Genomic DNA, 25,378 nt, shown 5'->3' on the forward strand with positions numbered 1-25,378 from the left:
CAGCAGCCTATCCGAAAAAGCGAGATTTTCGACATGACTTACCGCGCGCCGATCTCCGACATCCTGCTCGCGCTCAACCATGGCGCCGGGCTGCAGGCGGCCGTGAAGGCCGGCCATTACGGCGACTTCGACGGCGACATCACCTCGGCCGTGCTGGAGGAAGCCGGCAAATTCGCCGGCGACGTGCTGGCTCCGCTGAACCGGGTGGGCGACGAACACGGCATCAAGCTCGCCGACGACAAGGTGACGACCGCGCCCGGCTGGCCCGATGCCTATCAGCGCTGGATCGCCGCCGGGTGGAACGCGGTGTCCGGCCCGGAAGCTTTTGGCGGCCAGGGCCTGCCGATGGCGATCAACGCGGCCTGCACCGAAATCTGGAGCGCCTCGAACATCGCCTTCGGCCTCTGCCCGCTGTTGACGCTCTCCGCCATCGAGGCGCTCGATGCCCATGGCAGCGATGAACTGAAGCAGATCTATCTGGAAAAGCTCGTCTCCGGCGAATGGACCGGCACCATGCAGCTCACCGAGCCGCAGGCCGGCTCCGACGTCGGCGCGCTGCGCACCCGCGCCGAGCGCGCTGACGACGGCACCTACCGCATCAAGGGCACGAAAATCTTCATCACCTATGGCGACCACGACATGACCGATAACATCGTGCATTTCGTTCTCGCACGCCTGCCCGATGCGCCCGCGGGCACCAAGGGCATTTCGCTGTTCCTGATTCCGAAATTCATGGTCAATGCCGACGGCTCGCTGGGGCAGCGCAACGACATCTATCCGTCCGGCGTCGAGCACAAACTCGGTATGCACGCCTCCCCCACCTGCACCATGACAATGGGCGATCATGGCGGCGCGATCGGTTACCTGATCGGCGAGGAAAATCGCGGCATGCTCTGCATGTTCACGATGATGAACCAGGCCCGCCTCGGCGTCGGCCTCGAGGGCGTCGGCATTGCCGACCGCGCCTATCAGCAGGCGCTGGCCTTCGCGCAGGAACGCAAGCAGGGCCGCGCCGTCGGCAAGAAGGGCGACGGGCTCGACCCGATCATCGTGCATCCCGACGTCAAGCGCATGCTGTTGCAGATGCGCGCGATGACCGCAGCCGCGCGCTCGATCTGCTACGCCACCGCCGTCGCGATGGATGTCTCCGTGCGCGCCAAGGATGCGAAAGTGCGGGCCGATGCCGCCGCGCGTGGCGCGCTGCTGACGCCGATCGCAAAGGCGTTCTCCACCGATATCGGCAACGAGGTGGCGTATCTCGGCGTGCAGATTCACGGCGGCATGGGATTCATCGAGGAAACCGGCGCCGCGCAGCATTATCGCGACGCCCGCATCACCCCGATCTATGAGGGCACCAACGGCATTCAGTCGATCGACCTGGTGACGCGTAAACTCGCAGCGAGCGGTGGTGCGTCGGTGTGGACCCTGCTCGATGAGCTCAACGGCATCGTCAAGCAGGTGGAAGCCTCGAACGATCCGGCGTTTGGTACCACGGGACCAAAACTGCGCGATGCGCTCGGCTCGCTGGAGCGCGCCAGCAAGTGGCTGCTGGAGCGCGTGACGTCTGCGCCAAACGACGCGCTCGCCGGCGCCACGCCCTATCTGCGCCTGTTCGGCTCGACGCTCGGCGGCTGCATGCTGGCCGGCGAAGCGCTGGCCGCCAAGGGTAGTGGCGATGCCGGCGATCCGCAGCGCTACGTGACGGTGGCGCGGTTCTTTGCCGAGAACATCACCGTGCAGGCGGGATCGCTGGAGAAGACGGTGACCGAGAGCTCAGACGCCGTGAACGGCGCGGACACGGTGCTGCTGGGGTAACGCGTCTCGTGCTGTCCTGACCTGACCAACAAGTTCTTGAATCCAACGCGCATTTGACGCGCCACATGTGAGCGCAGGAGCCACCGTCCCGATGTTTGATTTCGATCGCGTAATTGACCGCCGCGGCACGCACGCGTCGAAGTGGGACATGATGGCCAAGCTTTCAGGGATCGCGGCAGCGGACGGGATCCCGATGTGGGTCGCCGACATGGATTTTGCGGCGCCTCCAGGCGTGACGGAAGCACTGACCGCCGACGTGACCCGTGCCGTCCATGGCTATTATGCCGACACCGGGAGTTGGGCGATCTCGCTTGCCGAATGGATGATGCGCCGTCACGGCCTGTCGATCGACCCGGCCTGGGTAAGCCCAACGCCCGGTGTCGTCTCGGGATTGGGCCTCATCCTTCAAGCCGTCACCGAGACCGGCGATGAAGTCGTCGTGTTTCCACCGGCCTATCATGCCTTCCGAAAGATCATTCTCGCCAATGAGCGACGCATCCTCGACGCGCAACTGTCCTTGCGTCAGGGTCGCTACACGATGGACCTCGATGCACTCGCCGCGAAACTCACGCCGCGAACCAGAATCGTGTTTTTCTGCAGCCCGCATAATCCGGGTGGGACCGTCTGGTCGGTCGAGGAGATCCGCGCGCTCGCCCTCTTCTGCGCCGAACGCAACCTGATTCTGGTTTCCGACGAAATCCACTGTGATCTCCTGCTGGGCGGCGCCAGGCATACGCCGACCCTGTCAGCCGCTCCCGAGATCGCGGATCGCTTGATCACCTGCGTGGCCGCTACCAAGACCTTCAATCTCGCAGGCGCCCACGTCGGCGCATGCTTCACTTCGAATCCGGTGCTGAAACAGCGGCTCGACGCGCGGATCGCGGCGAGCGGGCTTGCCTCCTACAACGCCTTCGGCATGGTCGCCACCGAGGCGGCCTGGCGAACCGGCGATAGCTGGCTCGATGCATTGCTGCCATATCTCGCCGGCAGTCGCGATATCCTCGACAACAGGATCGAGCGCGCGGCGCCGGGCGCACGGTCGATGCGGCTCGATGCAACCTATCTTGCGTGGGTCGACTTCTCCGGCACCGGATTGCCGGCCAAAGACGTTGCAACAAGGGTCAAGGATCGGGCACGCATTTTCGCAAGCCCAGGTGAGCAATTTGGGCCAGGCGGCGAAACCTGGCTGCGCTTCAACTTTGCCACTCCGCGGCCGATTCTCGAGGAGGCGCTCGATCGCCTCGATGACGCTTTTAGAGAACTGCGAACGTAAATTCCGGTCGCGGTATTGGCGGCTGCTCACTGCTGTCTCTGGAATGCTGGATCACCCGCTCCAGTGCGCAATTGCGCACAAGGCGGGTGATGACAACTGCATCCGTCACAGAATGGCACAGCAAGTTCCATGCTGCAGCGCGTGGTATTGAAGCAACACCTTAGAAAAAATGGATGATCTTAGTCTCCGGCCGTTGCGCATTCATTTCGCAATCCGAAGAATGAGCGCGGTCGCGTGCTTGTGCAATCAGGCTCATGCGGAGCCTTGGGAGGCCGGATCATGGACCCATGGCGATTGGCGACGAAGGCGCAGCGTCGAATCAACCTTCTCGCGGGCACAGCCCTCGCGAGCTGTGTGTTTGCGTGGCTTGCAGGCTTCGGTTCGGCCCCCGTCGGAAACGTCAGCGCTTCCGTCGAGAACGCCCGTGCGGTCTCAATCCTGGAACGCCGCGAACCATCTCTCGTCGCAAGCACTGCGCCTACGGCCACGCCGCAGGCGATCGTCGTGGCAAGCGCCGCCGTCGACAACCTCGAGCTGGCGATGGCCACCCCATCCTCGCCAGAGAAAGCCACCGACAGGGCGGCAAGCCTGGATGAGCCGAAACCTTCTGTCGTGGCGTCGTTGCCGGATTCGTCGCAAGCGCTGCCGCCCGAAGCACCGCCCGCCAAAAGCGCGACGGCGAGCACGCCTGATCCCGTGCCGGAGAAAGTCGCCGACGCGACGGCCAGTGTGGACGAGAAATCTTTTGTTGTGGCCTCGCTGACCGATTCCTCGCAGGTGTTTCCACCCGAAGCGCTGTCCACGGCCGAGCCGGCGCCTGACGCCGCCCTGCCGGCTGTGACCACCATCGAAATCAACGAGGAGTGCCTGGTCGCGGAGATCTGCATCGATCGATACCTGTGGGCGCTCTACGAACGGGCGCCCAAGATCGACGCCATCAAGGTGGAGGAACGGAGGAAAGTGACGGTCAAACGACGGGGCAAGAAGGTGACCGTCACCCGGACCTTTACCAGGCGTGTCGACGAGGAGTTTGGGTGGAAGGACCCGAAGGCGGCCGACAAAGTCGGCATGGCGATGATGGACTATGTGATCGGCGGCATGGACCGGAGTTTCAAGCTAAAACTCTTTTATACGCTCTACGCGGCGGAGCAGGCCGGACTGCAACCCGGCATCACCAGCGCGTTCCGCGACGACTACCGTCAGTCGATCGCAACCGGCCTGAAGGCCGCAACCGACAGATCCTACCATGGCGGCAGTTACCGCGGCGGCTACGGCCGCGGGCTTGCGGCCGACATCGTGAGCGTCAAGGGCGCGACCCGGGCGCAGCGATGGGTCTCCACCGAAAAGCTCTGGAAATGGATCGACGAGCGCGGCAAGGAGTTTGGCGTCGGGCGTCCCTATCTCGATAGAGATCCGCCCCATGTGGCGCCGATCGACGGCCAGGAATATGTTTCTCGCCGCGGCGGAGCAAAAAAAACGCAAGAGGCGGAAGCAAAGGTGGTCACGAAGGGCAAGCGGCTCGCGGCACGGGACGACCGCAGCAAGGCGAAACAGGCCAAAGCCGCAAAGGCCAAAGCCGCAAAGGTCAAAACCGCACAGGCCAAAATCGCCAAAACCGCAAGATTGTCGAAGGGCAGAACCATGTAGCCGGTTCGAGCACGCCCTTCCCGCACATGGCGGGAAGGTTGCAAGCGTGCCTTGCCTCCGCTCCGGTCAGGAGCGGATCGATCATACCCTCTGATCTAGACAGCGCCGCAGTAACCGTCAGCTCGTATTCCTGACCGCATTGGCCAGCATGGCGTAAAGCTCACGCTTGGTGAGCTCCCTGGCCTGCTTCGCGACCGGCTTGGGCTTGGACACCACCCTGTCCACCGGCCGCTCGCAGGCTGCCGCGAGCGCTGGTCTTCGCGTCGGCACCGCCACGATCCTGGGGTTGGCCGTCGGTGGCTTGTGACCCCGCTTGTGGCCCATGCGTTTCAGCTTGGCGCTCACTGCGTTGCGGCTATGGCCCAATCGACTTGCGATCTGACCGGCACTGTAGCCCGCGGCCCAGAGTTCTTTGAGCAGTGCTACGTCTTTCGCATCCCAACTCATGGGAGATGCTTATACACCGAATATCGGATTCAGGAAAGTCGTTGCTGATGATGCCTCGTCCGATGATTCATCTCGTCGTTAACGCAGCCATCAAGAGCTCGGCGAATTGGCTACCGCGATCGACTCTCGCCTCGGGTCGCGAGCGCGCGAGCCGGCCGCCGCGACCGTCAAGGCGATCGCTGCGGGATCGCAGCAGAGCACCATCAACAATATCAGCCATCGCACCGCGACTTCGGGCGCGGCGCCGACCATCATCGCAAGATACTGGATCGGGCCTGCGGATGCCTCGATGCGGGAACGTTCGCCGGCCAGCGCTGCGCGCTGCGTCTGCAGGCCGACCAGCGTGGCGGTCGCCGCCTGCCGCTGCGTATCGAGGCCATCCCGCGTCACGCGCTGCTGCGTGGCGATGTTGATGGCCCGCGTCACCCGGCCGCGCTTCGTCGATTCATCCACGGCCCGGTCGATTTGCGCAATGCGGCTGTCGAGGTCGGCAACGACAGCCGTTTGTGCCGTCACGCGGGCGTCGAGCGCTTCAAGGCGCTCGGTGACGCCGGAACGCGACGAGGCCGCGACGCTGACATGCGCCTCGACCAGCTTGCCGAACACCCCGGCGGCATTAATGAGCGCGAGGCCGGCAACGAGGGCCGCCATGACCGAGCGCATTTTCCAGTTGGTCCGGCGCCAATGCGCGGCCAGCCATCCGGCGATCACGAGCTTGCCGGCTTCCATCGTGGCGGCGAGCACCATCACCGCAACCGGCGCGCCGGGAAATATCTCGGCCATGCCTGCGACTGAAAAATAGGCAGCAACCGTCGCCAGGGCGAGCGCCGCAACAAGGGCAAAGGCGCGGCTGGTGCGGGCGCGTTCCGGCGTGGCGGGAACGGCCTCCGGCACGGCGGGTACGACGGAAACCGTCAGCGGCTCGAGCGGCGCGTTGGGCACCTCCGGCTCGCCATCGGCCTCGTCTGTCCTGGCCTCGGTCGTCTTGGCCTCGGTCGTCTTGGCCTTGGTCGTCCTGGCTGCCTTGGACTTGGTGCCCTTGGCCGCCCTGGTGCGACCGGATGCCGGGGAGGCGCGGCTGCGTTTCGTCGCCGGCAACGGCGCCTCGCCGGATGATTCCGCGCTTACGTCTTCCGCAGGCGCCGCCACCAATCGGGGCGTGCGATTTGAGGCATTGGCCCAGGCGTCAAGCTGATGCCTGATGCGCACAGCATCACTGTCGCCCTCCGTCAGTTCGGTCGCGGAGATCGCTTGCGTGGTTGCACGGCCTGTCATGTGGCCCCCTGCCTCGTAACGGCAAATGCCAGCTTCTCCTCGGCGAAGAACTGGAGCGTGCCGTAACCTTCCGTATCGACGGCATATCTAAAGCTTCCATCAACGGTCGGAAACACGGCGACAACCGTGCCCGACTCGTGATCGTTGGCAACGTTTTCGACTTGCTCGCCAATCGCAAACTTCGACATCGAAAACTCCTTTTCGGATTCGTCGACGCGATTATATCTCCACGCGCGCGCCGCCGCTTCTTAACGATGCGCCTTCCGAAATTTAGGACGATGGTTGTTGCACTAATGTCTCATCCTGCTCGCGGGAGGGAACCGCTCTGCACGCGGAGCGCGAAACGAACATGGCGCGATGTCCGGATTGAGTCTGAAATACGCGTCGAGGACGAAATCAACCGGACAATCCGAATTTGCTGGTTTACGTCCTCGTTCTTCACAGCCGTGCCGAGCGAAGGCGGACAAGTCGCTCTACTCATGCTGCGGGGCATACGATTTCTGCCGCTGCCGGCGTCATCGCTGGCTCAGGCGGCGCAATCAGAACTGTTGCAGCGTTAAGACAGTCATCGCCATTCCGCCGCGGTCCCGTAGTTCTACGCTTTGCGAATCGTCCACGCCCGCCCTTAGGCTCAGCGCAGTTTGCATTCCCTGGCATTGCCGGTATCCGTCCCGCGCAAAAAAGAGCACGGCTACGGCAGAGTGCATTTTTGCAGGGCAATTCGCGTAAGGGAGCGTCCAAAAAAACGGCGTGCACCAATGTTGGCATGAACCCTGCATTGGCTGAACGAACTGGATATTCCTTATCAACGAAGGTCGCCATGCTCGTCACTCTCGTCGCCGTTCTCTGCAACAGCCAGCTGTGTCTCGAAAAGGTCGTCACCACCAGTGACCAGTCCGGCATCACCATGAGCGCCTGCGCGGTCAACGCGCAGATCGGCATTGCCGACTGGCTCGCCAAGGGGCCGTATCGCGAATGGCATTTGCAGGGCTACAAATGCGTGCTCGGAAAATACGTTCCGAAGAACGAAGCCTGAGCGACTAGCCGCGAAGCTGCTGCGGATCCGCAGCGCTACGTCACGCCGGCCCCGCTCGTCGCGGAGGCATTTACCGCGCAGGTCGGCGGCCACACACAACGCTGTCATACTCCGCGAATGCGGGGTATCCAGTACGCTGCGGCCTATCGTTTCAATCACTGACATCTCTGGAATACTGGATCACCCGCATGCGCGGGTGATGACGACTGAATATGACTTCACCTTCTCGCGGCGCGACTTACGCCCGAGGTTTGCATGAGCCGTTTCCCTCAAAACAGAGGGAGCAGGGAATGCCGGGTGCTTGCTGCACCCGCGGTCTCGTGTGCAATGTTTGCGTAAGAGTGCGCACACGAGCATACAGGTACAGCCGGAGCACTCCGGCATTCCCTGCGCAATGGGTTGACGGCTTATGCCGCGCTCTCCCCGGCGACGAATTCCTTTTGCCACCGTCGCCTCGCGGATTGAAGACTTGTCCAAGCCCGGTTGGGCCGACGCGTCTCCGCAAGGCTTAGCATCAGCCACGGATGCCAGGACCACACGGTTTTGCCGTACGCAACATCCGTCTTCGCCAAGAGGCTTCGCCGGACTCAAGTAAAGCCCGTCGAAGTTTTCGCGAAGGCGGAAGCGTCGTTCGTCTGCGCGCTGTTGTTCACTCACGGCAAAGCCGCCCTGCGAACACGCTTCACGCCGACGCTGCTGCGTCCACCGCATCCCACCCCGCGTCCGTGACGACTCGCGATCCGCCCCTCATGAGGGATGAGACGGCGGAATTGATAGTGCTGATTTGGGGTGATCGCGAAGGGAATTGTTTTTGCGGGAGGGACTGGACTGAGCAAATCACGCTGAATTAGCTAGAGAATTTGGTGTTTTGGAGCAACGGTCAAGCGTGGGTTGAAGAGACCGGAAGGCGCATGGCGTGGCTATTGCAAGCCTGATGACAGGCGGGCGCCCAAAGAGCGCCGGCGGCGTGCTATTGCGCGCGAATTTACACTTTGTGTTCGTCCAGTAGTCGGGCAACCATGGCAGCGCGCGACGTAACGCCGAGCTTTGCGAAGATTCGGCGTAGATGGGTACAGACTGTCCAAGAGCTGATTTTCAGAGCGGCTGCAATGGTCTTGTTATGATAACCCTTCGCGACCATGCCCGCAATTTCTCGTTCGCGCGAAGTTAGAGTATCCCGAGGCGAGGACAACGATGCCGTCCTGACCAAAACATAATGAACTCCGTCCACGTTGAGATCCAAAATGATTTGCTCAGAATCCGGGTGCGAATGAACTTCGGACCTGTCGTCGACCGCGACTAGAGCAACGAGGCGACGCACCAGCTCATTGACGAGCTCTTGCTCTTTGTCTTGCCCCCAATCATTCTCGATGGCTGGTGCGACCATCACCGACTCCTCTGCGGAAGAGAGGACAAAGAACGAAAGCGTTGTAAGACTTGAAGAGATAGACCGATCGAATGATTGCTCATCATTCTTCAAGCGCCGATCGAACACGCGTTACCAAATCAAAGGTAAAGCCGACCAACCTTACGCTGCAACATCATGTCGTGCAACTGAGGTAGCTAATTTGGGCGACTGGCACAATTCTCTCCCTTAGCTCAAACTGCTTAAGGGCAGAGCCACATCCCAAGACCCACACTGGGTTCCCGGAAGCTAAGGTGTTCGTGCTAGCGGCCAAAAGGTTTCAAAAGGAGATATCACCATGGCGGAGACCTTCAATTTTGATACCCTGCGCGGTTCAGGTACGCCGTTACTGGCCAAAATGGCTTTGGGAATGATCAGCCAGGATTTGAGCAGCGATCCCAAAGCACGCGCTGCGTTCATTAGCGATCCTTCCGGCTTCATCAAATCCAACTATGGAACCGTTGCAGGAGCCAATGAAGAGGCGTTTTTTCAGGGCTTGGCCAAGATGTACGAGGACGGCAACTGCTGCGGAGGCGGTTGCGGTTGTGGCGGCGGCGGCCAAGGTTCCGGATGCACAGCCCGCCTGGGCATTCAGCAGCGTGAATAACGCTGGCGGCGTCGTGCGAACAGCATCGTCCAATTGAAAAAGTTCGAGGCTAACGAAGAGGTCGGCCATGGCTGAAGCTTATAGTAGTTTAGATACGCTACGCGGGTCAGGTACCCCCCTGCTGGCCAAGATGGCCCTGGGAATGATTAGCCAAGAGCTGAGCAGCGATCCCAAGGCACGGGCTGCATTCACCCGGGACCCGACTGGATTCATCAGGCAATATTACGGTTCTGCGGCCAGCCCCAACGAAGAGCAGTTTTTCCGAAGCTTGGCTAAGATTTACGAGAATGGCAATTGCTGCGGTGGCGGCTGCGGGTGCGGTCACAGCGCCGAAATGTAGCATGGGTCGGCGGAGGTCGTTGCCGGTCTAGCGAAAGGCACGCCTCGCTAGGCGCCGCAACCGTGACAGAACCTTCTGCCCTGCCAAAAGACGTACGTGTCGGTTCATGCTCAAGGGAGTTGTCCCATGATCGTTTCCTATCAGGAACGCCGCGCATCGTTTGACCCGAGGACCCTTGCCTTCGAGCCAATCTCGACCATTGAGGAAGCGGCGGGGGTGGTCGACGCATTGCACCACCTTTCCCCACAATTCGGTGACTTGGGGGCAGTCGGGCTGCCGGGGAGCGCAAAGTCGCGCCCTTGGAAACGTGGCCGCTGGCTCGACCGGCTGGTACTGAACGTCGCCAATTATTGCAATCTCGATTGCGTTTACTGTTATGCGCAGGGGGGAGACTATGGAGGCCCGCAGGAAAAGATGACTTTTGAGGTCGGTAGAACGGCGTTCAAGCGGTTCTACGAGACCTACGACCAAATATCGCGGGTGATGTTCTTTGGCGGTGAACCACTGCTGAACGCGGATGTTATCGAACGCCTCTGCGAGTTCGGCTGGGCGACAGCCGATGAGCTTGGACGCATGCGGCCCGTCTACACAATGATTTCAAACGGGACGATCCTGACGCCCAAGATTATCGACCTCATAAAGCGCTATGAAATAAAAATGACGGTTAGCCTCGATGGCCCACCGGAGATTAACGACAGACTTCGGATCGCGCGTTCGGGAAAACCCATAACGCAACGTGTTGCGGAAAACATTCGCATTCTCAAAGAGGAGACCGGCCAGCCCGGCCAAATTGAGGGCACCTACACGCGACTCCACGTTGAGGAACGTGTCAGCGTCGCTGACGTCATGGACTATGTTCTCAATGAGCTGGGAATTCATCTGCTGCACATGCCGATCAACGTCTTGGGAAAATCAAACCGGCATGATCCACTGGCGGTACGACCGGAAGACTTCGACATCGTGAATTCATACTACGCAGCGGCGGTTATACGTTCCATCCGCGACGTTGTAACCAAACCCGTCGACAAGCTCTGCTTCCTGAGCGCGGTGGTCGAGATGGTGGACACGCTAGTCCACCCCGCGGAGCACCCGTCAATATTCATTTGCCCTGCAGGCAATGGTACCATTGCTGTCGACTCCAATGGTACGGTTTATCCGTGCTTCATGTTCTACCGGAAATCGAAGTTCCGCCTTGGCTCGGTAACCCAACGCGGTGCGGAAGTCCTCGAAGATGCCGCGCAAAAGTCCTTTGTGGAAGGCCTGCGGCCCGAATCGATTCCAACCTTAGCGAGGTCGTGGGCTTGGCGCTTTCTCCAAGGCTGTGCCGGTGGAAACTACTTTAAGAATGACGACCACGGCGTCGTCGCGGAGGACGAGGTCCGCTTCGTGGAAGCGATGGTCAGTGCGGCCGTCGTCGAGCTGGCGCACTTGAAATCCGACGAACTCCAATGGAAGTATCTTCCTATGGCCCTAAATCTGTTCAAACTCTACGTCGATGCACCAGGGGAATAAGGTTCTTCAACAGCTAGGAAAATCGGCGAGATTGCCGCAAGGGCTGCACGTAATTTGAGGACGCATGGACGATTCAGAGCCTTCGAATTCAGACTTGGTGGAGCGGGCTGCCAAAGCGATCTGGAAATGGAGCAGGACTGGATTCGCCACAGTCGACGACGAGGTCTTCCAAAGACGCCTCGCTGTTTGCCTCGCCTGCCCCAATATGATGAAGGTACCAAAACGACTTATCTACCGGGCCACGAGCAGTGGCGACGCTGACGCACGAATGTGCGTACTTTGCGGCTGCATCATCGCCCACAAGGCACGACTGGCTTCGGAAACCTGCCCAGATCAGGATTCAAGCAACCCCGAATTGAACCGATGGGGCGAGAGGCTTGCACCCTTCCGCGAGCCGCCTGTTGCGAACGAATAAGCCGCGCGATGTCGCGTCGCCCGGCGCTTAAGTTCCGGCAGCGGGGCCTGAATGCGGTCTACCGTTTCGATCGCGTTGACGCCTCATGGAGATGCAGGCTGTCGGTTGAACCATTGCCGCCTAGCGGCCGTTGCGCGTCGACTGCTCGATGGTCGCGATCGAGTCGAGCAGGATCACCGCGCCGCTCGCAGATCTGACGACGAAGTCGCGGTATTCGCTGGGATAGCGCATCTGGTTCTTGGACCTCGGCGACGCCGTCGAGTACATCTGGCGGGCGGGCGACATTAGCGTGCGCTGTGTTCGTCGGTCTTCCTGGTTGGACACAGATCGCGGACCAGCTACGGACAAAAGACACGCTGTTGGTGCTGATTTCCAACGAACTGCCGTTACATCGCGCCTAACCCCCGCGCAAGTAGCATCGAGGCGGAAGCCCTGGAATCGCATTTCTTGCCGGGCAACACACCCGAACTCAACCCAAGGTCAAACATGTCGCATGTATCAGGCGGAAACTGACGGCGGCGAGCTTTAAGAGCTTCATGCGTTGCGTGAGCAGCAACACTGGTTCCCGCAACAGTTTCCGACCTCGTAAAATTTAGCCAGGCTTCGGAAAAACTGCTCTTCGTTGGGGCTGGCCGCAGAACCGTAATATTGCCTGATGAATCCAGTCGGGTCCCGGATGAATGCAGTCCGTGCCTTGGGATCGCTGCTCAGCTCTCGGCTAATCATTCCCAAGGCCATCTTGGCCAGCAGGCGGGTACCTGACCCGCGAAGAGCATCAATACTTAAATTATCGGCCATAGTCTTACCTCCTCACCCAGAGCGCTGCGATTTCAGGCATCAGCCAACCATTATTGCAGCCGTTGCCGTTAGGGCGCGCCACAGCCGCGTATTGGGACCTGCACCGCGGAAAGCATATTCTTACTCACGCTGCTTTGTGTTGAGCCAACACCCCACGAAGTTTCCAATCGCACCAGATGCATTTCCAAGTATAACACTCTGAGAGTGTAACGCCCTTAGCTAACTGTTTCAAGCGCGCCATCGGCTAGCGGGGGTGCGACCGGTTGAAGCGTCGTCCTTCCTCTGCATCTATAGCAGCGGGACCATTCGCCGACGTAATCGAGGTCATCGCCAAAGCCAGTTGTAGCAATCATTGGATAAGTCCGCGACAAGATCAGGCAGAGAGTGACCGAAAGGTACCGATGCATTGGTTTAGGTGGACTATGGCTCACCTGCGGACCTCCAGATCTTTAAGGAGCACCAGCGTCTTTTGACCAACAACGTGCTCATGTTGGGGATGAGGCACAGCGACATGGGTAACAACACCACCTTCGAGCTAACCCGTCAAAATCTCCGCACCAGGTTTTCCAGCACAGAGCATTGGGCTGTTGTCGGCAGAGGGCCGCGGTTGATCCTGTACCCTCCTGGAAGCTCATGGGCGGCCGCGCCGAGCTAATAATGTCCGTCTACCACCGGTGCCGGTAGGATGGGTGGGGCGCAACGATACCCATTCTACGAACCTACGAAATTGGCTTCAGTCCCGCCTCGATCGCAGCCCTTCGCGGTTCCAGAAACGGCGGCAGCGCCAGTTTCTCACCCAGCGTCTCCATCGGCTCATCCGTCGCAAAGCCTGGTCCATCCGTCGCGATCTCGAACAAAATGCCATTGGGCTCGCGGAAATAGAGGCTGCGGAAATAGAAGCGGTCGATCTCGCCGCTGTTGGGGACGCGGAGCTCGTTCAGGCGCTGGGTCCAGGCGTGATACTGCGCTTCGTCCGGCGTGCGGAACGCGACGTGGTGGACGCCGCCGGCGCCTTGGCGCGCGACGGGCGAATCCTTGTCTTCGAGCACGTGCAGTTCGGCGGCGGGGCTACTCTCTCCCCCACCCTCGCCCATTGCGAACACATGAATCGGCGCACCGTGAGCCACATAGTCGCGCACGCGGCGCATGTTCATGACCTCGGTCAGCACGTACGCCGTCCGCGACAGCTCGTGCACGGTCAGCACGATCGGGCCGAGGCCGCGGATCTGGTGCTCTGCCGGAACCGGGCTGCGCTCCCATGGCGAGGCCGCGCCCTCGCCGCCATCGTCGATCAGCACCAGGCGCTGGCCCTCGCCGTCCTCGAACGGCAGCGTCAGCCGGCCGTCGACCTCGACGATATCCCGGATCGCGGCGCCGGCCTGTTTCAGGCGATCCCGCCAGTAGCCGAGGGTCTTTTCGCCCGCAACGCGCAGGCCGGTGCGCGAGATCGAATTGGTTCCGCGCCGTTCGGGGGCTGCCGGGAAATCGAAGAAGGTAAGATCGGTGCCGGGATTGGCTTTGCCGTCGGCGTAGAACAGGTGATAGGCGCTGACGTCGTCCTGGTTGACGGTCTTCTTGACCAGCCGCATGCCAAGCAGGCCGGTGTAGAAGGCCAGATTATCCCGGGGTTTCGCCGAGACCGCGGTCAGATGATGAATTCCGCCTAGCTGCATTGCGTTATCCTCGTACTACCTTGGGAGGAAAAATCGGCCGAAACAGTTTGGTCCCTTGCCGGATCATGTAGGATGTGGCCGGATAATTGGCCAGCGGCACCGTTGCCGGCTGCGATCCAGGAACAGGTTGATGACCGGGCACCTCATAGTATCCGACGAAGACGCGACGCGCGTGATCAAGCTGCGGCGGCCCGAGAAAAAGAACGCATTCACCCAGGACATGTATCGCGGGATGAGCGATGCGATCGACAAGGCGCAGAACAATCCAGATATTCGCTGCATCATCATCACAGGCGGCTCGGGCGTGTTCACCGCCGGCAACGATCTCGAGGATTTTCTCAAGGAGAGTACCACGAATACCGACGTGCCACGCGGCGCCTCCAACGCCGTAAAGCTGCTTTATTCGCTGGCGCATAACGTCAAGCCGATCATCGCCGCCGTCGACGGCGTCGCGATCGGCATCGGCACCACGATGCTGTTCCATTGCGACTATGTGCTGGCCAGCACGACCGCCACCTTTTCGACGCCGTTCATCAATCTCGGACTGGTGCCGGAGGGCGCCTCCAGCCTGTTGATGCCGCGCACCATGGGTCACCAGCGCGCCTTCGCCATGCTGGTGATGGGGCGCAAGTTTTCTGCCGAGGAGGCGCGCGAGGCCGGCTTCGTCAACGTGGTGGTGGCCCCCGGGCACACCGAAGCCGAGGCGCGCAAGGTGGCCCGCGAGATTTGCGCGCTGCCGGCCGAAGCCGTCGCGATCTCGCGCAAATTGCTCAGACTGCCGCCGGAGGACATGACGCGCCGGATCGACCAGGAAGGCCACCTGTTCGGCGAACGGTTGCACTCCAAGGAAGCAGTCGCCGCGTTCGAGGCGTTCTTTGCGCGGAAGAAGGGGTAGCCCAACCGTCATTGCGAGCGCAGCGAAGCAATCCATCGCGCCACATCAAGAAAGAATGGATTGCTTCGTCGCTTCGCTCCTCGCAATGACGCTGAAACATGAATCGTAGCCCGGATGAGCGCAGCGACATCCGGGGTTTTCAACTCCCTCCGGTCCCGCATGTCGCTGCGCTCATGCGGGCTACCATGTCGGTATCCATGAGAGTTCTTTTCCGTCCTGTCCTTGCGTTCGCGATCATGCTGGCGCCTGCCGTGTCGCTCGCCCAGACGCCCGCCCCCGTCGACCTGCGCATTCTCGCGATCAACGATTTTCACGGCTACCTGCGCGCGCCGCCGGGCGGCATTACGATCACTGACCCCGAGGACAAGACCAGGAAGATCACCGTCCCTGCCGGCGGCGCCGAACACATGGCGACGCTGGTGGGCCAGCTTCGCGAGGGACACAAGAATACGATCTTCGTCGCGGCCGGCGATCTGATCGGCGCCAGCCCATTCCTGTCGGCGATGTTCCATGATGAGCCGACGATCGAGGCGCTGTCGATGATGGGCTTGAATATTTCCTCGGTCGGCAATCACGAATTCGACGAGGGCAAGGACGAGCTGCTGCGGATGCAGAACGGCGGCTGCCACCCGGTCGATAAATGCCAGGGCCCGCATCCGTTTACGGGTGCGAAGTTTCGCTATCTCGCCGCCAGCACGTTCGAGAAGAGCAGCGGCAAGACCGTGTTTCCTCCTTACGAAATCCGCAGCTTCGACGGCATTCAGGTTGCCTTCATCGGCCTCACGCTGAAGGGTACGCCGGGCCTCGTCTCGCCGGTCGGCGTTGCCGGACTCGAATTCCGCGACGAAGCCGAAACGGTAAACGCGCTGATCCCGGAACTGAAGGCACGCGGCGTCGAGGCCATCGTCGTCCTGATCCATGAAGGCGGATTGCCGGCCGGCGACTACAATGAATGCAAGGGCATTTCGGGCCCGATCGTCGACATCGTCAAGAAGTTCGATCACGCGGTGGACGTCGTGGTCTCCGGCCACACCCATCGCGCTTATGTCTGCGAGATCGACGGGCGGCTCGTCACGTCAGGCGACAAATACGGCACGCTCGTCACCGCGATCGATCTCAAGCTCGATCCCGTCACGCGCGACGTCATCAGCGCCAAGGCAGACAACAGCATCGTTCGATCAGCGACGCTTGCGAAGAACGCCGAGCAAACCGCGCTGATCGAATCCTACGACAGGCTGGCTGCGCCGATCGCCAACCGTCCGGCGGGTTCGGTGACGGCTACGCTGTCGCGCGTGCCCAACAATGCCGGCGAAAGTCCGCTCGGCGACATCATCGCGGACGCGCAACTCGCCGCGACCAGCACGAAGGCGAAAGGCGCTGCGGTCATCGCCTTCACCAATCCCGGCGGCGTGCGCGCCGACGTAACACGCCGAGAGGACGGCGCGGTGACCTATGCCGACCTGTTCGCCAGCCAGCCGTTCCGCAATCAACTGGTGACGATCACGCTGACCGGAAAACAGATCAAGGACATGCTGGAGCAGCAATGGCTCGATCCGAAGCGGCCGCGGATCCTGCAGGTATCGAAAGGTTTTGGCTATACATGGGACGGGTCGAAGCCGGATGGCGAGCGCGTGCTGGCGGAACGGATGTCGCTGAACGGGCAACCGCTCGATCCCGCGGCGAGCTATCGCGTCACCGTCAACAATTTCCTCGTCGTCGGCGGCGACGGCTTTTCCGTGCTCACCCAGGGAACCGCAGCGCTTATCGGCGTCTATGATTCCGACGCGCTGCATGCCTATTTTGGAGCGAACAGCCCGGTCAGCCCGACCGCCGCCGATCGCATTATCAGGATCAACTAAGCCTGATGCCGTGGGCCTTTCCGAGCGGCTCCTAACGGCCTAGATTAGCCGATCCCGTTGCCGGCGCGCGCCTCTACGCCAGGATCCTGCATGACACTCCTTCTGACCCATCCCGCCTGTCTCGACCATGTGACGCCTCCGGGGCATCCGGAACGTCCCGACCGGCTGCGCGCGGTCGCCGAGGTGCTGGGAGAAGATCGCTTCAAGCCGCTCACGCGCAGCGAGGCGCCGGAAGGCAATCTGGATTCCGTCACGCTGTGCCATGGCGAGCATTATATCGGCGAGCTCCGGCATATCGCCCCGCAGAGCGGCATGATCTACATCGACGGCGACACCTCGATGTCGCCGGGCACCTGGGAAGCGGTGATGCGCGGCGTCGGCGGCGCGGTGGCGGCAACCGACGCGGTGATGTCCGGCACGCATCAGAATGCCTTCGTCGCGGTGCGCCCGCCCGGTCACCATGCCGAGGTCTCCAAGCCGATGGGCTTCTGCTTCTTCGACAATGTCGCCATTGCCGCCCGTCACGCCCAGCGCAAATACGGCATCGGCCGCGCGGCGATCGTCGATTTCGACGTTCATCACGGCAACGGCACGCAGGATATCTTCTGGCACGATCCGACAGTGATGTATTGCTCGACGCACCAGATGCCGTTGTTTCCCGGTACCGGCGCCAGCGGCGAGCGCGGCGAGCATGACACCATCGTCAATGCGCCGCTGGCTTCCGAGGACGGCAGCGCCAAGTTCCGTGCCGCGTTCGAAAACCTGATCCTGCCGCAGTTGCAGAAGTTCGCGCCGGAACTGGTCATCATCTCCGCCGGCTTCGACGCGCATTACCGCGATCCGCTGGCCTCGCTCAACGTGAAGGCGGATGATTTCAACTGGGTCACGCGCAAGCTGATGGACCAGGCCGAGGCAAGCGCAGGTGGCCGGGTTGTCTCGGTGCTGGAGGGCGGCTACGACCTGCAGGGGCTGAAAGAGTCGGTTGCGGCGCACGTCACCGCATTGATGGGCGCGTAAATCCCCGCCACAATAGGCGCTCAAAATTGTTATTTGATTCTGCGCTCTTAAGGGGCGCATTCGGGAACTTGATATGGCCGAAAATACGCAAGCGGACGTCAAAAAACTCTCCTTCGAGCGCGCGATGGAGGAGCTCGAATCGATCGTGAAGCGGCTCGAGGACGGCAAGGTGCCGCTGGAAGAATCGGTCGCGATCTATGAGCGCGGCGAGGCGCTGAAGCGCCGCTGCGAAGAACTTTTGCGGCAGGCCGAGGCCCGTGTGGACAAGATCACCACCGACGCCAACGGCCAGGTCACCGGGACCGAGCCGCTCGACGTGCAGTGATCCCGGACGGCCAGAATATCGGACCACGAGAGCCGCGCCTGGCATGATCGGGCGAATTCGGCGCTCGCCTCCCCACCGAAAGGCTGAACCGCCGGTCAATTTGGTAGCCGATAGTTGCCTAATTAGTACTTGGCGCCCTGCCCAGCCTGTTATAGTCGGCCATCATCCGGGGACAGTACGTGCGCGTCCAGCACCGCCATATCATCTACATTCAGGGCTACGATCCGCGCGGGCTGGCGCAATATTACCGCATGTTCCGGACCGAACTGCGCAAGTTCAGCCGGCTTTACCAGCTCCAGGCCACCATCAGCCGCCCCAAGGTCGCGGCCGACGACGAGATCGCGTCCTGGACCATCGATACCAAGGCGGACGACTGGCAGACCCGCACGGCCTACGATTTCCTCCGGTTCGAGGATTTCATCCAGCAGGACCTGGCGGCGCCGATCTGGCGCACCGTCTTCAGCGCGGTGTGGATCTACTGGCGGCTGGTCTTCGCCGGCACCATCGCCCGCTTCGGAAGTGCGAACTGGCGTTTCGCGACGTTCATCACCTATCCGCATTTGCTGCTGCTGCTGGAAGCCGCGTGCGTCGCAGCCGTCGCTTTTGTCTTCGAGAAGGGGCTGAATGCACTCGGCATTCCCGACATTTTCAGCATCACGATCGCGACCGCCCTGTTCGTCGCCCTGCTCGGCATCGTGCTGAAATACACCGAGAACGCCACTTACGTGCTCTATCTGCTGTGCGACACGATCTGGACCTGGGAGTTCTCGCACCGCGAACGCTCCGAGTGGGACCAGCGCATCGACCGCTTCGCGCAGCATCTGGTCAAGACAGCCAAGCGCACCGACGCCGAAGAAATCGTCATCGTCGGCCATAGCTCCGGATCGTTCCTGTCGACGGAAATGCTGGCGCGCGCACTGAAGCTCGACCCCGCGCTCGGCCGCCACGGTCCGCGAATCGTGCTTTTGACCATCGGCGGCAATTTCCCGATCGTCGGCTATCACGCCGTGTCGAAACAGTTCCGCGACCATCTGCGGCAGCTCGCCATCGAGCCTTCGATCGACTGGATCGACTGCCAGGCCCGCAAGGACGTGATGAATTTCTACCAGTTCGATCCGATCACGGGCCACGGCATCGACGTCGGCGCCGCCAGACGCAATCCGAAGATCGTGCCGGTTCGTTTCCGCGACATCATCCGGCCCGAACACTACGAAAAATTTCGCTGGCAGTTCTTCCGCGTGCATTTCCAGTTCGTGATGGCCAACGAACTGCCCAATGCCTACGACTTCTTCATGATTGTCTGTGGACCGGTCCCGCTCAGTGAACGCATGGCGCTGCCCGACGCCGCGCTTGAAGTCGCCACCGGCGATTCCGTAGCGCGCGATCGGGCCTGGAAAAGCATCGAAGCGGCCACAAGTGCCGCCGATTTGAGCAAATTGGAACCATCTGCCCGCCGCAGCGGTTGAAAAATCAGGCCTTTTCCGACCCGCATCGTGGAACCGAATCGGCTCTGCGGGTTGGCTTTGGCGGCGGCTTTGGTGTAAAGGTTTCGGTTCGATGGGCTGCGAGAGCAGCTTGCCGGCAGACTTTTTGCCGCCGCAAGTGCTTCAAATGGCTAAAGAAAACGAACCGGGAAGGGTTAGACGCTACCAACGTGATGCATATCACGTGGTTAAGATCGGAGTGCATCTAGGCTTTCAAATCAGGTACCGGCCCGCCGCGATGGCACCGGGGTCTGGATTTTCACGGCGCGGTTACCGCGCTTTCCCATCTCGCGTCGGGCCACTCGCCCTGACCTGCAAAATTGGAATATCGCTGTGACCACATATAGCAAAACGCCACTTCTCGATACCATCCGCACGCCCGACGATCTTCGCAAGCTCAAGATCGAGCAGGTGCGTCAGGTCGCGGACGAACTCCGCCAGGAAACCATCGATGCCGTTTCGGTGACCGGCGGTCACTTCGGCGCCGGCCTCGGCGTCGTCGAACTCACCACCGCGATCCACTACATCTTCGACACGCCGCGCGACCGCCTGATCTGGGACGTCGGCCACCAGGCCTACCCGCACAAGATCCTGACTGGACGCCGCGACCGCATCCGCACGCTGCGCACCGGTGGCGGCCTCTCCGGCTTCACCAAGCGCACCGAGAGCGACTACGATCCGTTCGGCGCCGCGCATTCCTCGACCTCGATCTCCGCCGGCCTCGGCATGGCGGTGGCGCGCGACCTCTCCGGCGGCAAGAACAACGTCATCGCCGTGATTGGCGACGGCTCGATGTCCGCGGGCATGGCTTATGAAGCCATGAACAATGCCGGTGCGATGAACTCGCGCCTGATCGTGATTCTCAACGACAATGACATGTCGATCGCCCCGCCCGTCGGCGCGATGAGCGCGTATCTGTCCCGCCTCTATTCCGGCAAGACCTACCGTTCGCTGCGCGAGGCGGCCAAGCAGATCAACAAGCGTCTGCCAAAAATCCTCGCCAACCGCGCCAACCGCGTCGAGGAATATTCCCGCGGCTTCATGATGGACGGCGGCACGCTGTTCGAGGAACTCGGCTTCTATTACGTCGGCCCGATCGACGGCCACAACCTCGACCATCTGCTGCCGGTTCTGAAGAACGTCCGCGACATGGAAACCGGCCCGATCCTGGTTCACGTCGTGACGCAGAAGGGCAAGGGTTACGGCCCGGCGGAGGCTTCCGCCGACAAGTATCACGCCGTGGTCAAGTTCGACGTCGCCACCGGCGCGCAGGCCAAGGCAAAACCGAATGCGCCGGCCTACCAGAACGTGTTCGGCCAGAGCCTCGTCAAGGAAGCCGAGAAGGACGACAAGATCGTCGCCATCACCGCGGCGATGCCGTCGGGCACCGGCGTCGATATCTTCAACAAGGCCTTCCCCAACCGGACCTTCGACGTCGGCATCGCCGAGCAGCATGCCGTGACCTTTGCGGCCGGCCTCGCCACCGAAGGCTACAAGCCGTTCTGTGCGATCTACTCGACCTTCCTGCAGCGCGGCTACGACCAGGTGGTCCATGACGTCGCGATCCAGAGCCTGCCGGTCCGTTTTGCGATCGACCGCGCCGGCCTGGTCGGCGCCGACGGCGCCACCCATGCCGGTTCGTTCGACTGCGCCTATCTCGGCTGCCTGCCGAACTTCGTCATCATGGCGGCGTCCGACGAGGCCGAACTGGTGCACATGGTTGCGACGCAGGTCGCGATCAACGATCGCCCGAGCGCGGTGCGCTATCCGCGCGGCGAAGGCCGCGGCGTCGAAATGCCCGAGGTCGGCATCCCCTTCGAAATCGGCAAGGGCCGCGTCGTCCGCCAGGGCAACAAGATCGCCCTGCTCTCGTTCGGCACCCGCATGGCCGAATGCGAAAAGGCCGCCGATGAACTCGCCGCCCACGGCCTCTCCACCACCATTGCCGACGCGCGCTTCATGAAGCCGCTCGACGTCGATCTGGTACTCAAGCTGGCGCGCGACCACGAGGTGCTGCTCACCATCGAGGAAGGCGCGATCGGCGGCTTCGGCTCGCACGTGATGCAGACGCTGTCCGACCACGGCATGCTCGACGGCGGTTTGCGGATGCGCGCGATGATCCTGCCCGACGAGTTCATCGACCACGACTCGCCGACCGCGATGTATGCCCATGCCGGCCTCGACGCCAAGGGCATCGTCGCCAAGGTGTTCGATGCGCTCGGCAAGGACTACAAGACCGAAACCGTGAAGCTCGCCTGAGGCGGTAGCCCCTTCGGTTCTGACCTGATCAGAACCGAAGGACTTGCAGTATCGAAGAATTGGCAGAACCGAAGGCCTGGTCTTTTCGCCGGTAATCCCATGAAGATCTATCTGGCAGGTCCCGATGTGTTCCTGCCGGACGCCATCGAGATCGGGCGCCGCAAGGCGGCGATCTGCACGCGCCATAGCGTGAGCGGGCTCTATCCGCTCGACAACGCGGTCGATCTTTCGGCCGCCGATGCCTCGCTCGCGATCTTTGAGGGCAACGAGGCCATGATGGACGCAGCCGACGCGATCATTGCCAACCTTACGCCGTTTCGCGGCCCCAGTGCCGACGCTGGCACCGTCTATGAACTCGGTTATATGGCCGGGCGCGGCAAGCTCTGCTTCGCCTACAGCAACGATCCCGCTGACTATGCCGAGCGGGTTGCGCGATCCTTTGCGGTCACGAAAGCCAGTGGCGGCCATCTGATCGACGATGACGGACTGACGGTCGAGGATTTCGGACTGCCCGACAATCTCATGATGATCCACACGCTCGACCTGCATGGTGCTAGACTGGTGACGCCGCGGCAGCGACCACAAGATATCTGGCACGATCTCACCTCGTTCGAGGCCTGCGTCGCGCTTGCGGCGGATCGCGCCACCGGCAAATCGGACTAACACAAACCGGACTGACATTGACTGACAGGAATGACCGCGAGACTTCTGCCCGCAAGCGCGTGGACGTGCTGCTGGTCGAGCGCGGCCTGTTCGAAAGCCGCGCCCGCGCCCGCGCCGCGATCGAGTCCGGCGGCGTGACCGCCGACGGGCGGCCGGTGTTGAAAGTGTCGGAGCTGATCGCCGCCAATGCCGAATTGTCCGCGCAGCCCGCGCATCCCTACGTCTCGCGCGGCGGCGTCAAGCTCGCCGGCGCCCTGGAGCTGTATCCGATCGAGATCGAGGGCCATGTCTGCCTCGACGTCGGCGCCTCCACCGGCGGCTTCACCGAGGTGCTGCTTTCGAACGGCGCGAGCCTCGTCTTCGCCATCGATGTCGGGCGCGGCCAGTTGCATCCCTCGCTGCGCGACCACCCCAGGATCGTATCGATGGAAGAAACCGATATCCGCAAGTTCGAGGGCAAGCGCCTGCCCGCGCGGCCCGATATCGTCGTCATCGACGTCAGCTTCATTTCCTTGAAGGCGGTGCTGCCGGTGGCGCTGTCGCTGGCCGCCGCGCCGATGCATCTCCTGGCGCTGATCAAGCCGCAATTCGAGGCGGAGCGAAAGCATTCCAAGCACGGCATCATCCGCAATGCGATGGTGCATCAGGAAATCTGCGACGATATCTCGGCATTCGCGACTTCGCTCGGCTGCACCGATATCCAGGTGTTTCCCTCGCCGATCACCGGCGGCGACGGCAATATCGAATTCTTCATGGGCGCGCGCCGTGGCTGACAGCGAGCGCTTCGTCATCGACCATGTCGGCCATCACGGTGACGGCGTCGCCATCGCGGGCGGTGGCAACATCTATGTGCCGTACACGCTGGGCGGCGAAACCATCGAGGCCGGTGCGGTTCCCGGCCACCATCCCGACCGCCGGCGATTGCTCAAGGTCGAGACCGCAAGCGTCGAGCGGATCGCGCCGTTCTGTCCGCACTTCGGCGTTTGTGGCGGCTGCGCGATCCAGCATTGGGACGCCGGACCCTATCGCGCGTGGAAGCGCGAACTCGTGGTGACGGCGCTGGCGCAGGCGGGAATCGATTGCGACGTCGCGCCGCTCGTCGATGCCCATGGCGCGGGCCGCAGGCGCATCACTTTGCACGCACGGATGGGAACGCACGACGTGCTCAAGGTCGGCTATGCGGCGGCCGGTTCGCACGACGTCATTCCGATCGACCGCTGCCCCATTCTGGACCCGCAGCTGAACGGCGCAATCGAGGCGGCCTGGGCCATCTGCGAACCACTGATTTCGATGGGCAAGCCGCTCGATATCCAGATCACGGCGACCAGTGGCGGCCTCGACGTTGATGTGCGCGGCTCCGGTCCGGCATCATCGGCCATGATCGCACGGCTGTCGCGCATCGCCGAACAGCATCGGCTGGCTCGGCTGACGCGCCACGGCGAGCTGGTCTTGAAGCGAACACCGCCCGTGATTTCGATCGGCGCCGCCCAGGTGGCGCTGCCGCCCGGCTCGTTCCTGCAGGCAACGGTGGCCGGCGAGGAAACGCTGGCGGCGCTGGTAACAGAGCATTGCAAGCGCGCCAAATACATTGCCGACCTGTTCTGCGGCGTCGGCCCCTTTGCGCTGCGGCTGGCGGCGAAGTCGCGGATCGCCGCCTTCGACAGCGACGCCGGCGCGGTCACAGCCTTGCAGAAGGCCGCGACGTCCACCTCGGGACTGAAGCCGGTCAGGGCCGAGCCACGCGACCTGTTTCGCCGCCCGCTGATGCCGCAGGAATTGCGCGACTACGACACGGTCGTGTTCGACCCGCCGCGGCAGGGCGCGCAAGCGCAGGTGACGCAGCTCGCGGCCAGCAAGGTGCCGACGGTGGTTTCGGTATCGTGCAACGTCACGACGTTCGCGCGCGACGCGAAGATTTTGATCGACGGCGGCTATAAAATCGACCGCGTCACGCCGGTCGACCAGTTCCGCCACACGCCGCACGTGGAATTGGTGGCGCGGTTCAGGAGATGAGATCGCGGAATTCGTAGGATGGGTGGAGCGAAGCGATACCCATCACCGGATCTCGCATCCCCACTAACGTTCGCCGAACGCATCTCCATGCCCGGAGACATCGCCGGCCCAATCCTCGGGATAAACGCCGAGTTTCACCATTCGATGAAATGACGAATGCGGCCAATCTCCGACCTGCGTCACATAGCCATGCTTGACCGGATTGATGTGGATGTAGTCGACGTGACGGGCGAAATCATTTTCATCACGAATGGTGTGCTCCCAATAGCGCCGCTGCCATATGCCGCGTTCGCCCTTGGTGGCCCGGCTCTCGGAAATTCGTTCGCCGGCTGGAACACGACGCGAGAATCCCGTTTTGATCAACCGCCAACGCGTGGCAAGTCAGCATCGCCGTCGGGCATTGCCCAGACCGCGTGAAGATGATCGGGCAGAACAACCATCGCGTCGATCGTGAATGGATGGTCGTGTCGCGTCTCCCCGAAATGCTGCCCGCAATTCGCCGATGTGTTCCGTCAGCAGCCGCAGTCGCCGCTCCGCCAGGTTAACGGCGAAGAAAAAGCTGCCTCCAACGACAAAGTTGCGACGGTAGTCAGTCATGTCGACATGCTAAAGCATTGCGT

The 25,378-nt window shown here is 61.8% G+C and carries 22 protein-coding genes and 1 pseudogene; 16 read left to right on the top strand and 7 right to left on the bottom strand.

The features are described from left to right. Positions 1–33 precede the first annotated feature (33 nt). The 3 genes from V1283_RS24920 (at position 34) to V1283_RS24930 (ending at position 4,735) form a co-directional block, all read left to right on the top strand. Positions 34–1,815: an acyl-CoA dehydrogenase gene (locus tag V1283_RS24920; RefSeq protein ID WP_334389149.1), complete on the top strand. Its 1,782-nt coding sequence runs from the start codon at positions 34–36 to the stop codon at positions 1,813–1,815. Positions 1,816–1,906: 91 nt separating this feature from the next. Next, complete coding sequence (locus tag V1283_RS24925; RefSeq protein ID WP_334389150.1) at positions 1,907–3,088, top strand: MalY/PatB family protein; 1,182 nt, start codon at positions 1,907–1,909, stop codon at positions 3,086–3,088. 279 nt (positions 3,089–3,367) lie between these two features. Then, entirely contained in the window at positions 3,368–4,735 is a 1,368-nt protein-coding gene (locus tag V1283_RS24930; protein ID WP_334389151.1) for a hypothetical protein, read from the top strand. 117 nt (positions 4,736–4,852) lie between these two features. Here the strand turns inward: V1283_RS24930 and V1283_RS24935 are convergent, their stop codons facing one another. From V1283_RS24935 to V1283_RS24945, 3 genes are all read right to left on the bottom strand, one after another. After that, a complete protein-coding gene (locus V1283_RS24935; protein WP_334389152.1) occupies positions 4,853–5,182 on the bottom strand; it encodes a GcrA family cell cycle regulator in 330 nt (109 codons plus the stop codon). Positions 5,183–5,272: 90 nt separating this feature from the next. After that, positions 5,273–6,457 (bottom strand): hypothetical protein, encoded by a 1,185-nt coding sequence (locus V1283_RS24940; RefSeq protein ID WP_334389153.1) that lies wholly within the window; start codon positions 6,455–6,457, stop codon positions 5,273–5,275. Further along, entirely contained in the window at positions 6,454–6,645 is a 192-nt protein-coding gene (locus tag V1283_RS24945) for a hypothetical protein (protein WP_213256063.1), read from the bottom strand. Before V1283_RS24945 ends, V1283_RS24940 begins: the two co-directional genes overlap by 4 nt. A 632-nt stretch (positions 6,646–7,277) precedes the next feature. Here V1283_RS24945 and V1283_RS24950 point away from each other — a divergent pair. Next, positions 7,278–7,493, top strand: coding sequence for a hypothetical protein (locus V1283_RS24950; RefSeq protein WP_334389154.1), 216 nt, complete (start codon positions 7,278–7,280; stop codon positions 7,491–7,493). A 985-nt stretch (positions 7,494–8,478) separates the two neighbouring features. On the opposite strand, the gene V1283_RS24955 is transcribed toward V1283_RS24950, so the two are convergent. Beyond that, a complete protein-coding gene (locus V1283_RS24955) occupies positions 8,479–8,880 on the bottom strand; it encodes a helix-turn-helix domain-containing protein (RefSeq protein WP_334389155.1) in 402 nt (133 codons plus the stop codon). A gap of 316 nt (positions 8,881–9,196) precedes the next feature. On the opposite strand from V1283_RS24955, the gene V1283_RS24960 reads away from it, so the two are divergent. The 3 genes from V1283_RS24960 (at position 9,197) to V1283_RS24970 (ending at position 11,357) form a co-directional block, all read left to right on the top strand. After that, a complete protein-coding gene (locus V1283_RS24960; protein WP_334389156.1) occupies positions 9,197–9,505 on the top strand; it encodes a hypothetical protein in 309 nt (102 codons plus the stop codon). Between the two features lie 67 nt (positions 9,506–9,572). Then, positions 9,573–9,845 carry a hypothetical protein gene (locus V1283_RS24965; RefSeq protein ID WP_334389157.1) on the top strand — a complete coding sequence of 91 codons (273 nt, stop codon included), beginning with the start codon at positions 9,573–9,575 and terminating at the stop codon, positions 9,843–9,845. A gap of 126 nt (positions 9,846–9,971) precedes the next feature. Beyond that, complete coding sequence (locus tag V1283_RS24970; RefSeq protein ID WP_334389158.1) at positions 9,972–11,357, top strand: radical SAM protein; 1,386 nt, start codon at positions 9,972–9,974, stop codon at positions 11,355–11,357. Between the two features lie 535 nt (positions 11,358–11,892). Here the strand turns inward: V1283_RS24970 and V1283_RS24975 are convergent. Both V1283_RS24975 and V1283_RS24980 read right to left on the bottom strand, forming a co-directional pair. Beyond that, on the bottom strand, positions 11,893–12,057 hold the full coding sequence (locus V1283_RS24975) for a hypothetical protein (RefSeq protein WP_334389160.1): 165 nt from the start codon (positions 12,055–12,057) through the stop codon (positions 11,893–11,895). A gap of 1,232 nt (positions 12,058–13,289) precedes the next feature. Continuing rightward, positions 13,290–14,243, bottom strand: a complete 954-nt coding sequence (locus tag V1283_RS24980; protein ID WP_334389161.1) for a ring-cleaving dioxygenase — start codon at positions 14,241–14,243, stop codon at positions 13,290–13,292. A 130-nt stretch (positions 14,244–14,373) separates the two neighbouring features. Between V1283_RS24980 and V1283_RS24985 the strand changes: the two genes are divergently transcribed. The 9 genes from V1283_RS24985 to V1283_RS25025 all read left to right on the top strand — a co-directional run bounded on the left by V1283_RS24985 (position 14,374) and on the right by V1283_RS25025 (position 24,758). Further along, positions 14,374–15,138, top strand: a complete 765-nt coding sequence (locus tag V1283_RS24985) for a crotonase/enoyl-CoA hydratase family protein (RefSeq protein WP_334389162.1) — start codon at positions 14,374–14,376, stop codon at positions 15,136–15,138. Between the two features lie 197 nt (positions 15,139–15,335). Then, entirely contained in the window at positions 15,336–16,997 is a 1,662-nt protein-coding gene (locus V1283_RS24990; protein WP_334393166.1) for a bifunctional metallophosphatase/5'-nucleotidase, read from the top strand. Between the two features lie 90 nt (positions 16,998–17,087). After that, positions 17,088–18,014, top strand: coding sequence for a histone deacetylase family protein (locus V1283_RS24995; RefSeq protein WP_334389163.1), 927 nt, complete (start codon positions 17,088–17,090; stop codon positions 18,012–18,014). Between the two features lie 73 nt (positions 18,015–18,087). Then, a complete protein-coding gene (locus tag V1283_RS25000; RefSeq protein ID WP_334389164.1) occupies positions 18,088–18,339 on the top strand; it encodes an exodeoxyribonuclease VII small subunit in 252 nt (83 codons plus the stop codon). Between the two features lie 179 nt (positions 18,340–18,518). Further along, positions 18,519–19,805, top strand: coding sequence for a hypothetical protein (locus V1283_RS25005; protein ID WP_334389165.1), 1,287 nt, complete (start codon positions 18,519–18,521; stop codon positions 19,803–19,805). Between the two features lie 351 nt (positions 19,806–20,156). Continuing rightward, positions 20,157–22,082 (top strand): 1-deoxy-D-xylulose-5-phosphate synthase, encoded by a 1,926-nt coding sequence (gene dxs, locus V1283_RS25010; RefSeq protein WP_334389167.1) that lies wholly within the window; start codon positions 20,157–20,159, stop codon positions 22,080–22,082. Between the two features lie 99 nt (positions 22,083–22,181). Continuing rightward, positions 22,182–22,745: a nucleoside 2-deoxyribosyltransferase gene (locus V1283_RS25015; protein WP_334389169.1), complete on the top strand. Its 564-nt coding sequence runs from the start codon at positions 22,182–22,184 to the stop codon at positions 22,743–22,745. A 17-nt stretch (positions 22,746–22,762) separates the two neighbouring features. Beyond that, positions 22,763–23,518, top strand: a complete 756-nt coding sequence (locus tag V1283_RS25020) for a TlyA family RNA methyltransferase (protein WP_334389171.1) — start codon at positions 22,763–22,765, stop codon at positions 23,516–23,518. Continuing rightward, entirely contained in the window at positions 23,511–24,758 is a 1,248-nt protein-coding gene (locus V1283_RS25025; protein ID WP_334389172.1) for a class I SAM-dependent RNA methyltransferase, read from the top strand. Before V1283_RS25020 ends, V1283_RS25025 begins: the two co-directional genes overlap by 8 nt. A 63-nt stretch (positions 24,759–24,821) precedes the next feature. Here the strand turns inward: V1283_RS25025 and V1283_RS25030 are convergent. Beyond that, a pseudogene (locus tag V1283_RS25030) lies at positions 24,822–25,355 on the bottom strand (REP-associated tyrosine transposase). Between the last annotated feature and the right edge of the window lie 23 nt (positions 25,356–25,378).

This window comes from Bradyrhizobium sp. AZCC 2262, assembly GCF_036924535.1.
Taxonomy (GTDB): domain Bacteria; phylum Pseudomonadota; class Alphaproteobacteria; order Rhizobiales; family Xanthobacteraceae; genus Bradyrhizobium.

Bases quoted from the DNA above. Each gene is read 5' to 3' on its own strand.
- V1283_RS24920 (WP_334389149.1), top strand. From the start codon at position 34: ATGACTTACCGCGCGCCGATCTCCGACATCCTGCTCGCGCTCAACCAT.
- V1283_RS24925 (WP_334389150.1), top strand. From the start codon at position 1,907: ATGTTTGATTTCGATCGCGTAATTGACCGCCGCGGCACGCACGCGTCG.
- V1283_RS24930 (WP_334389151.1), top strand. From the start codon at position 3,368: ATGGACCCATGGCGATTGGCGACGAAGGCGCAGCGTCGAATCAACCTT.
- V1283_RS24935 (WP_334389152.1), bottom strand. From the start codon at position 5,182: ATGAGTTGGGATGCGAAAGACGTAGCACTGCTCAAAGAACTCTGGGCC.
- V1283_RS24940 (WP_334389153.1), bottom strand. From the start codon at position 6,457: ATGACAGGCCGTGCAACCACGCAAGCGATCTCCGCGACCGAACTGACG.
- V1283_RS24945 (WP_213256063.1), bottom strand. From the start codon at position 6,645: ATGTCGAAGTTTGCGATTGGCGAGCAAGTCGAAAACGTTGCCAACGAT.
- V1283_RS24950 (WP_334389154.1), top strand. From the start codon at position 7,278: ATGCTCGTCACTCTCGTCGCCGTTCTCTGCAACAGCCAGCTGTGTCTC.
- V1283_RS24955 (WP_334389155.1), bottom strand. From the start codon at position 8,880: ATGGTCGCACCAGCCATCGAGAATGATTGGGGGCAAGACAAAGAGCAA.
- V1283_RS24960 (WP_334389156.1), top strand. From the start codon at position 9,197: ATGGCGGAGACCTTCAATTTTGATACCCTGCGCGGTTCAGGTACGCCG.
- V1283_RS24965 (WP_334389157.1), top strand. From the start codon at position 9,573: ATGGCTGAAGCTTATAGTAGTTTAGATACGCTACGCGGGTCAGGTACC.
- V1283_RS24970 (WP_334389158.1), top strand. From the start codon at position 9,972: ATGATCGTTTCCTATCAGGAACGCCGCGCATCGTTTGACCCGAGGACC.
- V1283_RS24975 (WP_334389160.1), bottom strand. From the start codon at position 12,057: ATGTCGCCCGCCCGCCAGATGTACTCGACGGCGTCGCCGAGGTCCAAG.
- V1283_RS24980 (WP_334389161.1), bottom strand. From the start codon at position 14,243: ATGCAGCTAGGCGGAATTCATCATCTGACCGCGGTCTCGGCGAAACCC.
- V1283_RS24985 (WP_334389162.1), top strand. From the start codon at position 14,374: ATGACCGGGCACCTCATAGTATCCGACGAAGACGCGACGCGCGTGATC.
- V1283_RS24990 (WP_334393166.1), top strand. From the start codon at position 15,336: ATGAGAGTTCTTTTCCGTCCTGTCCTTGCGTTCGCGATCATGCTGGCG.
- V1283_RS24995 (WP_334389163.1), top strand. From the start codon at position 17,088: ATGACACTCCTTCTGACCCATCCCGCCTGTCTCGACCATGTGACGCCT.
- V1283_RS25000 (WP_334389164.1), top strand. From the start codon at position 18,088: ATGGCCGAAAATACGCAAGCGGACGTCAAAAAACTCTCCTTCGAGCGC.
- V1283_RS25015 (WP_334389169.1), top strand. From the start codon at position 22,182: ATGAAGATCTATCTGGCAGGTCCCGATGTGTTCCTGCCGGACGCCATC.